Genomic DNA, 8,281 nt, shown 5'->3' on the forward strand with positions numbered 1-8,281 from the left:
GAACAATATCCTTCAGATAGTAGAGTAATAAAAAGTAGGTTGAAGGATATAAGTTTAAAGAGCATTAATAAAGGAGAAAAAAAAGGAGAAGATAGGCTTAAGGTAGAGGGTATAACAGTAAAATATGGCAGTTTTACTGCTGTAAAAAATGTTGGGTTTAGCATTAAAAGTGGAGAGATAGCTGCCCTAATAGGACCAAATGGTGCAGGAAAATCAACACTTTTAAAGTCAATCATAGGGCTTGTTGATTATAGGGGAAATATACTTTTAGATGGAAAAACTATGAATAAATTAAGCGTAAAGGATAGGGCACAGCAAATAGGATATCTTTCTCAAAATCCAAATGACTATATTACGAAGGATACAGTTTATGAGGAACTTCTATTTACTCTTAACAATTTTAATATAAAGGATAAAGGCATTGTAGATGATATACTTAAAAAATTAGATTTATATAAACATAAGGATAAAAATCCAAGGGATTTAAGTGGAGGAGAAAAACAGAGGCTTGCCCTTGCAAACACACTTATATTAAGACCTAAGGTTCTTCTTTTAGATGAACCTACAAGGGGAATAGACAATAATATTAAAGGTGAAATAGCGAAAATACTTAAAAGTCTTGCAGATGAAGGTGTATCTATAATTTTGATTACACACGATATAGAGTTTGCAGCAGAGGTTTGTGACAAGTTTATATTAATGTTTAATGGTGAGATAGCAGAGATGGGAGATAGGAAGATATTAGAGGATTGTATTTTCTATACAACTGAGACAAACAAATTGATTAGAGAATTTAAGGAAGGAATTTTTACATATAAACAGTTTATAGAGGCTTTGGAGGGAAATAAGTGAACATTGAACTTTTTATAAACCTTTCTTTAATTTTAATTTTATTTGCTGCCTTTATATATTTTGAAAGGAGCAAAATGGGGACAAAGGAGATAGGGCTTATTGCAACATTAGGTGCAATTGCAGGTGTTTTTAGAATTCCTTTTGGTGCAATTCCAAATGTTCAACCAACTACCTTTATAGTTGCAGTATCTGGAAATGTTTTTGGGCCCTTTGTTGGTTTTTTAGTAGGAAATGTAGCTGCCTTTGTTTCAAATATTTTTCTAGGCCACGGTCCCTGGACAATATGGCAGATGTTTGCTTGGGGATTGGTTGGAATGCTTTCGGGTTTTATTAGAAAAAAGATAAAATTAGAGTATTTTTCAATAATATGTTTTCTTTATGGCTTTATGTTTGATTGGATTATGAATCTTTGGCATATTATAGGCTTTATCAGGCCTATTAATATAAAAACAATTACCATAGCCTATTTATCAGGATTAGTATTTGATGTACTCCATTCAAGCTCAAACTTTATTTTCTCAGTTCTATTTTATGATGAAATGTACAAGATACTAAAACGATTTAAAAATAGGCTGGAGGTAACATATATTAAAGAAGTGGGGGGAGATGTATGAAAAAAACAGTTTCCAAAGTAGTTCTTTCTATCTTTATACTATTACAATTTTTAGCAATACTTCCTAAGCAAGCTTTAGCAAATTCAAGCAGTGTATATGTAGTTGTTCAGAGCAATCAGGGGATAATTGCAGAGGGAGAGACACAAAAGACTAACGCCCTTGATGCTTTAGATGAGGTTTTAAAATCAAAGGGAATAACCTATGTATTAAAGGACAGTAGTTATGGAAAGTATATTTCAGAAGTTAATGGACTTAAGGAAGGAAGTTTAGGTGATTATTCAGGTTGGATGTATGCTATCCAAAGGGATGGAAAGTATGAAGTGCCTATGACTTCAATTGATGGAACTGAACTTAAAAAGGGTGAAAAACTATTACTATACTATGGCTGTTATCCAAAGCCATATTTAGCTAATGATATAAGTTTCTCAACCTTAAGTCCAAATAAGGCATTGACTATCACGTTTAATAATTATAATGATTGGACTAATACAGTAACTAAAATAGAGGGATTTAAGGCTGAAATAGATGGAAAAAGCGTAGAGGTTATAGAAAATAGAATAGAACTTCCACAGGGACTTGAAGAAGGAGTACACGAGCTAAAGTTTTATGATTTTAAAGAGGGAAATGAAATTCCTAATATAGTGGCAGATACAATTAAATTTCAAATAAAAAAGCCAAAATTCACAGTAAGAGTAGAGGGATTACTTGATACTATTGTAAGAGGTGAAGTAGAGGGAAAAACTGCCCTTTTAGGATTAGAAAAACTTCTCAGTGATAATAGTATTTCATATAAGGTTACAGAGAGCAAATGGGGCAAATATGTTGAAGAAATAAATGGTTTAAAGGCTGGTAAATTTGGTGGATATGATGGATGGATGTATTATATAAAGAGTAAAAATAAAATAGAGACTCCAATGGTTTCAATAGACTCATATATTCCAAACGATGGTGATGAGATAGTTGTATTCTATGGAGATTCTACAACAGCTTATGCAAATAATATAAAGTTTACTCCAGATGTAGTAGAGCCAAATAAACCTTTTAAAATCCAATTTTCATATACTTATTTTGACTGGTATCAAAACAAGGAGGTAACAACTCCAATTGCTGGTGCTATTGTAACGATTGATGAAAAGAATTATATAACAAATGAAAATGGAGAGATAAACATAGAAGGATTAGAAAAGGGAATCCATAGTTATAGGATTAGTGGTTATAATGTGGATAAGTCACCAACTGTTGTTAAGGATGAGGGTGTATTTAATATTGATGGAGTAAACAGCCCAAGTTTAGATTTTAGAGATAGTGCTTATAGTGAAGTTATCTCAAAGAATAATAACCTAATAAAGAAGAATATCGAAGAGGACTTAAGTTTAACCTTAGGTTACATTGAAAAGAACCAATTAGATATGTGGGCATTTTTAAGCCTTTCAAAGATGGGAAAAAAGATAGATGAAAAGCTGATTGAGGAAGCAGCAAAGGAACTTAAATCCTATGGAATAGATGAATATACAAATACAGATATAGAAAAGCTAATTATTACATTAACAGCAGCAGGATATAGTCCATATAACTTTGTAGGGTATAATCTAATGGAGGAACTTTATAATAAAAGAAACATTGATAAATTCCTTATAAACGATGCTATTTTTGCACTTATTGCGTTAGACTATACAGCCGATAAGTCAAGCTATAAAATAACAAGGGAAAAACTTGTTGATTTTATACTTGATAAGGCAGTTACAGTTAATAAAAATGGTAAAGAGCTATATGGATGGACTCTAAATTCTGAGATGGGAATAAACCCTGATATTACTGGTGTTGCTCTTGCAGCCCTTTCACCTTATATGTCAAATGAAAAGGTAAAGGCGGCAGTAGATAAGGCTGTTGATAGCCTATCTAAAATGCAGATAGATTCTGGATATATACCCGACAGCTTTGGAAGCTTTAGTGAAACAATTTCATTTGTAATATTGGGACTTACTGCGGTTGGAGAAAATCCAGAGGGACTTAAGTTTACAAAGACAAATGGAGATTTATATTCAGCACTTTTAAGCTTTAGGGTTAATAATGGCCAGTTTGCCCACGAATTGAATAAGAAGGCTGACTATATGGCAACAGAGCAAGCCTTAAGAGCACTTATTGCAATAAGGGAGTTTAAAAGGGCAGGAAAGTATAATTTCTTTGGAAATAATGTGGATGTTAGCAACCTAAAGGTATTTGAATATACTGGTGAGGAGGAAGCAAAGAATCTACTTCCAAAAACAGGTGATATGTTTGATGCAAATACAGCTGTTGCATTGGCATTTTTAATGATATTGTTAGGTGCAGTTTTAGTTAAAAAGCAAAAAAGAGCTTAGGAGGCAGTTATATGAAAAAGAAGTTACTGCTAATTGTAGTAATGCTTGTTTTATCAGTTACAGCAATATCCTTTGCAGGCAGTTTACAAAATATACTTCAAAGGTCAGAAGTAGAGAATATTGAATTGAATAATAAAGAGGGAAAAAAGGTAGAACAAAGGGATCAAAATAAAGATAAGGTTGGAGAAAATAGAGTTAAGGACAAAAGCCAAGATAATGATAGTGCGGTTGTAAAACAAGAACAGAATAAAGCGAGTGAAATAAAAAAGGAAAAAAGTAAAAATAGCACAAAGAGTATAAACAAGAATGGGGAGAGTAGGAATAAAACAGAAAAGAGCAATGTCTCAAATGATAATAAATCTACAACTTTAAAACCAAATGTTTATATAATTGATACAGTAAACAATAAAGTAATTTATAAGGGCTATGTAGATATCAATTCAAAAACAGCAGGAGATGTTACATTGAAGGTATTGATAGATAATAAGATATCCTATAGAGCAAAGGGAACAGGAGGTAGTATTTACTTTTCATCGATTGCAGGGTTAAAGGAAAGGGATTATGGTGCAAATAGTGGTTGGTGCTATTTTGTAAATGGTGTAAAGCCTTCTGTAGGTGCAGGTTCATATACTTTAAAGGATGGAGATGTATTAGAGTGGAAGTTTCTTGAGGACGGGCTAAAATAGCCTGTCCTTAAATTTTGAATATAAGTTAAAGTTTATGTTTTATATTTTTATTATTTTATAGTATAATTTTTAGGGAATATTTGCGAAAGGATGATAGCTTTGAAATACAAATTGATAGCAATGGATATGGATGGAACACTATTAAATAGCCAAAAGCAGGTGACTGAATATACTAAGGATGTTTTAAGGAGGGCATCTGAGAAGGGGATTAAGCTGGTTATCTGTACAGGTAGGATTTTCACATCTGCAAAATCCTATGCAAGAATAATAGGTACAAAGGCACCTATTATAGCATCAAATGGAGCATATATTCGTGAAAAGGATAGAAATGAGGTTATATATGAAAAATACATAAAAAAAGAAACTCTATTGGATATAATAAAGGTTACAAGAGAATGGGGATTTTATCCACACATATACACAACTGATACTATATATTCAGAAAAGCTCATACATTCATCCTTGAACTATTCAAAGTGGAATGAAACAGTTCCAGAGGATGAAAGAATAAATATACAGATAGTAGACAGCCTTGAGGATGTTGTTGAAAAAGAGGGAGAGAATTTCTTAAAGGTTGTTGTTATGGCTCTTGAAGATGAGGTAGAGAAGCTTCAGGAACTAAAAAAATATATTAGAGATAATATGGATGTTTCAATTTTTTCATCATATATGAACAACTTTGAGATAATGGATAAAGAAGTGTCAAAGGGTAATGCATTAAAAAGGCTTGCGGAATTTTTTGATATAGATAGAGAAGCGATAGTTTGTTTTGGTGATAATGAAAACGATAAGACTATGTTTGAATTTGCAGGTTTCCCTATAGCAATGGGAAATGCAGAGGAAGAAATAAAAAAGATAGCAGCTTATGTAACAGATACAAATGATAACGATGGAGTAGCAAAGGCTATAGAGGAGTTAATACTTAGGGAGTAGACAAAATCTTACTCCCTTCAATCTGTTGAAAAAGTTATATATTTATTAGCCCCATGAAGGATTTCTTGGGCATTCGTTCATTTCGCTAAGCAATTCTAAGCTTTTCTTTGTTTGAAAAAGTCCTACCCTCGCGATGCCATCGTCCTGATGGCCGCTCGGCTCGGCACGTCCTGTGCCGAATTANGGACTTTTTCAAAGTCGAAAAGCAATAATTGCTAAAGCTCATGAAATATGCCTAATAAAATCCTTTCATGGGGATTTTTTTATACTTTAGCTAACGAACAGGTTTGTCAACAATCTGTAGGGAGTAGATATTATCTACTCCCTTGTATTTAAAATGATGTTTTCAAGATTTATTAGCTTTTGCCTTTGTTCATTAGATAAGGTCTTTAAAATTTCCTCCCTAAACATCATTCCAAGATTTTTACGTTCCAAATTATTTACTTTAACTTCTGTCCAGTCTATTTTTTTATTTTTATAGATTAAGTCAAAATCAACGATTCTTGTACCGTCGTCTGTGTATTCAAGTCCAAGCAATATCTTTTTTATTTCAGTTGGAGGAAGCAATGTAAATAGTTTTATCTGATATACTAAGACAGATAAAAGAAACCTTGGAGTATCTTTTGTCCACATTTCACCTAATATAAATCCAACATCTAAATTATCAAGTGCAATGGATAATCTTTTATAATGCATATCGTATTTGCTATATCTATCATATATGCGTATGCTTAATTCATACCAGGGTCTATCAACCAATCCCTCATTTAAAAATCTTAGTGCTTGATTTCTCAATTTAGATGATATAGTAGTAATATTTTCATCTATTAGTAAAGTAGTAGAATCAAAGGAATTTATAGTTAACCTACTGTTAAGAGGTTTTTCAGTAAATAAAATTATTGTTTGGTTAGATTCTCCATTTTCCAAGCTATCAAATATTGGTAGCATTTTGGCTCTATATTCATATGCAACAGAGCTAATTATTTTGTCCTTGTCTCCTTGAGTTCGCATAACTATAATTCCAGGTGCAGTTCTTATATCATTAATTTTTTCACATATTCTATTATTTATGAGATTATTGTAAAATTCGTCAGAAGGCATATTTATATAGATTGTTGTTAAAATATCTTTAATATGTGCTATCTTTTTATTTGGCTCTGTTATAAATATAATTGTTGAATTTTCATAAGTAGAATTTAAGGCATCAATAAGATTTGTTTTAACAGCAGAAAAACTTTTTGATATTTCATTAGAAAGCTCTTCAGGATTTTTGCTACCTATAACTATCATCTTAGGACCTAATCTAAAAAGTGAAAGCATTTAATTTCCCCCCAAAATTAAATTCCTATTTTTGTTCTAAGTAATCTATAATTGTCAGTTCCCATTGGATATTTAAGATGAAAAACATTCTTAGATTCAATATCTATTATGTTTATTGAATTAATTCCATTTAGTTGATTCCTATTTCCCTTACTTTTATCGTGGCCGTATAAATAAAAGTCACATTTATACTTTGGTAGATTATTTATCTTATGGGAAATTCCTAAGCTTATATCATCAATTGAAATTGATTTACCTTCTTCAACTATAATAACTTTATCTATATTTTTTATTACGTCAATATTATCGTGATTTCCAGGAATAATTATAAGACCATTGCTTGTGTATTTAACTAATTCATTAATAAACATAGAAGCGTAATCCTTGTATTCATTTAATCTATTAGGATATAGCTCTAATTTTATATTATCAACAATATCTCCAGTATGTATTATATATTTTGGATTAATTTTTTTTACCAATTTAATTATCGAAGCATAGATGTTTGAGGGAGTGTCACTAATGTGCAGGATGACATTTTTCCTTCCCAAAAGGTGGGTTGGAACATATATCCTTCCTGATAAAAAATATAGTGTATTTATAATATACTTCATTTTAACACCTGCTTTGGTTTTTTAAAATTATATAAAATTATAATTAGATTTTATAACCTTAACTTTTTTAATTCAACTTAAAAATAATTAATAAAAGTTTATATTTTTTCTTAAAACAAACAGCTGTTCAAAAAGTTATATATTGATTAGCCCCTTGAAGGATTTCTTGGGCATCGGTTCATTTCGCAAAGCAATTCTAAGCTTTTCTTTATTTAAAAAAGTCCCATCCTCGTGATGCTATCGTCCTGATGGCCGCTCGGCTCGGCACGTCCTGTGCCGAATTACGGACTTTTTCTTCGTCTAAAGCTAAGAATTGCTAAAGCTCATGAAAGAGCCTTTTAAAATCCTTTCTTGGGGCTTTCTTGTATTTAAGTCAACAATCTGATTGTATTCATAAAAATAATTTATGCCAATGTATATTTAAAATATCTTCATATCAATTTTATAAAAAACAAAAAAATATGTTGACTTTTGTCTAATAAGATGGTATATTATTTTCTGTGCCAGAGAGTTGGCCCCTTGGTCAAGTGGTTAAGACACCACCCTTTCACGGTGGTAACAGGGGTTCGAATCCCCTAGGGGTCACCAATTGAATATGGAGAGGTGGTCGAGTTGGTTTAAGGCACCGGTCTTGAAAACCGGCGTGGGGGTAACTCCACCGTGGGTTCGAATCCCACCCTCTCCGCCAAAAAGTGCCACCAAGAGCTCCGAAAAAATAGTGGCTTTTAATGACGTTTTTTATAAATATTCAACTTAATTTAATAAAATGCATAAAAAGTTATTAATGTAAAATGCGTAGCATTAAAAATATAGTAATATTTGTTAATTCAATCTATATAGGGCTTTGTTTTGAGCCCTATTTTTATTATTTCCTCATTTTAGGGCGTAGCAAAGCTAAGGGT

Annotated in this window: 6 protein-coding genes, 2 tRNA genes and 1 pseudogene; 7 read left to right on the top strand and 2 right to left on the bottom strand. The window is 31.7% G+C overall.

The genetic code is table 11. The features are described 5' to 3' along the window. Positions 1 to 147 precede the first annotated feature (147 nt). The 5 genes and pseudogenes from A3M9_RS15075 to A3M9_RS0109445 form a co-directional block, all read left to right on the top strand. Positions 148 to 852 (top strand): annotated as a pseudogene (locus A3M9_RS15075) (energy-coupling factor ABC transporter ATP-binding protein); the annotation flags it as partial. After that, on the top strand, positions 849 to 1,466 hold the full coding sequence (locus A3M9_RS13630) for an ECF transporter S component (protein ID WP_051350682.1): 618 nt from the start codon (positions 849 to 851) through the stop codon (positions 1,464 to 1,466). The pseudogene A3M9_RS15075 and the gene A3M9_RS13630, both read left to right, overlap by 4 nt. Next, a complete protein-coding gene (locus A3M9_RS0109435) occupies positions 1,463 to 3,826 on the top strand; it encodes a DUF4430 domain-containing protein (protein WP_027309013.1) in 2,364 nt (787 codons plus the stop codon). The genes A3M9_RS13630 and A3M9_RS0109435 overlap by 4 nt, the downstream gene beginning before the upstream one ends. Positions 3,827 to 3,837: 11 nt before the next feature. After that, a complete protein-coding gene (locus tag A3M9_RS14250) occupies positions 3,838 to 4,512 on the top strand; it encodes a DUF4430 domain-containing protein (RefSeq protein ID WP_051350683.1) in 675 nt (224 codons plus the stop codon). A gap of 99 nt (positions 4,513 to 4,611) precedes the next feature. Then, positions 4,612 to 5,445, top strand: a complete 834-nt coding sequence (locus A3M9_RS0109445; RefSeq protein ID WP_027309014.1) for a Cof-type HAD-IIB family hydrolase — start codon at positions 4,612 to 4,614, stop codon at positions 5,443 to 5,445. A 318-nt stretch (positions 5,446 to 5,763) separates the two neighbouring features. Here the strand turns inward: A3M9_RS0109445 and A3M9_RS0109450 are convergent, their stop codons facing one another. Next, positions 5,764 to 6,765, bottom strand: coding sequence for a hypothetical protein (locus A3M9_RS0109450; protein ID WP_027309015.1), 1,002 nt, complete (start codon positions 6,763 to 6,765; stop codon positions 5,764 to 5,766). A gap of 17 nt (positions 6,766 to 6,782) precedes the next feature. Then, positions 6,783 to 7,379 (bottom strand): metallophosphoesterase, encoded by a 597-nt coding sequence (locus tag A3M9_RS0109455; RefSeq protein ID WP_051350684.1) that lies wholly within the window; start codon positions 7,377 to 7,379, stop codon positions 6,783 to 6,785. Between the two features lie 513 nt (positions 7,380 to 7,892). On the opposite strand from A3M9_RS0109455, the gene A3M9_RS0109460 reads away from it, so the two are divergent. Both A3M9_RS0109460 and A3M9_RS0109465 read left to right on the top strand, forming a co-directional pair. Further along, positions 7,893 to 7,967: transfer RNA gene (locus tag A3M9_RS0109460), tRNA-Glu, on the top strand. Between the two features lie 9 nt (positions 7,968 to 7,976). After that, a tRNA-Ser gene (locus tag A3M9_RS0109465) sits at positions 7,977 to 8,067 on the top strand. Positions 8,068 to 8,281 lie beyond the last annotated feature (214 nt).

The organism is Caloramator sp. ALD01, assembly GCF_000472625.1.
Lineage (GTDB): Bacteria > Bacillota > Clostridia > Clostridiales > Caloramatoraceae > Thermobrachium > Thermobrachium proteoclasticum.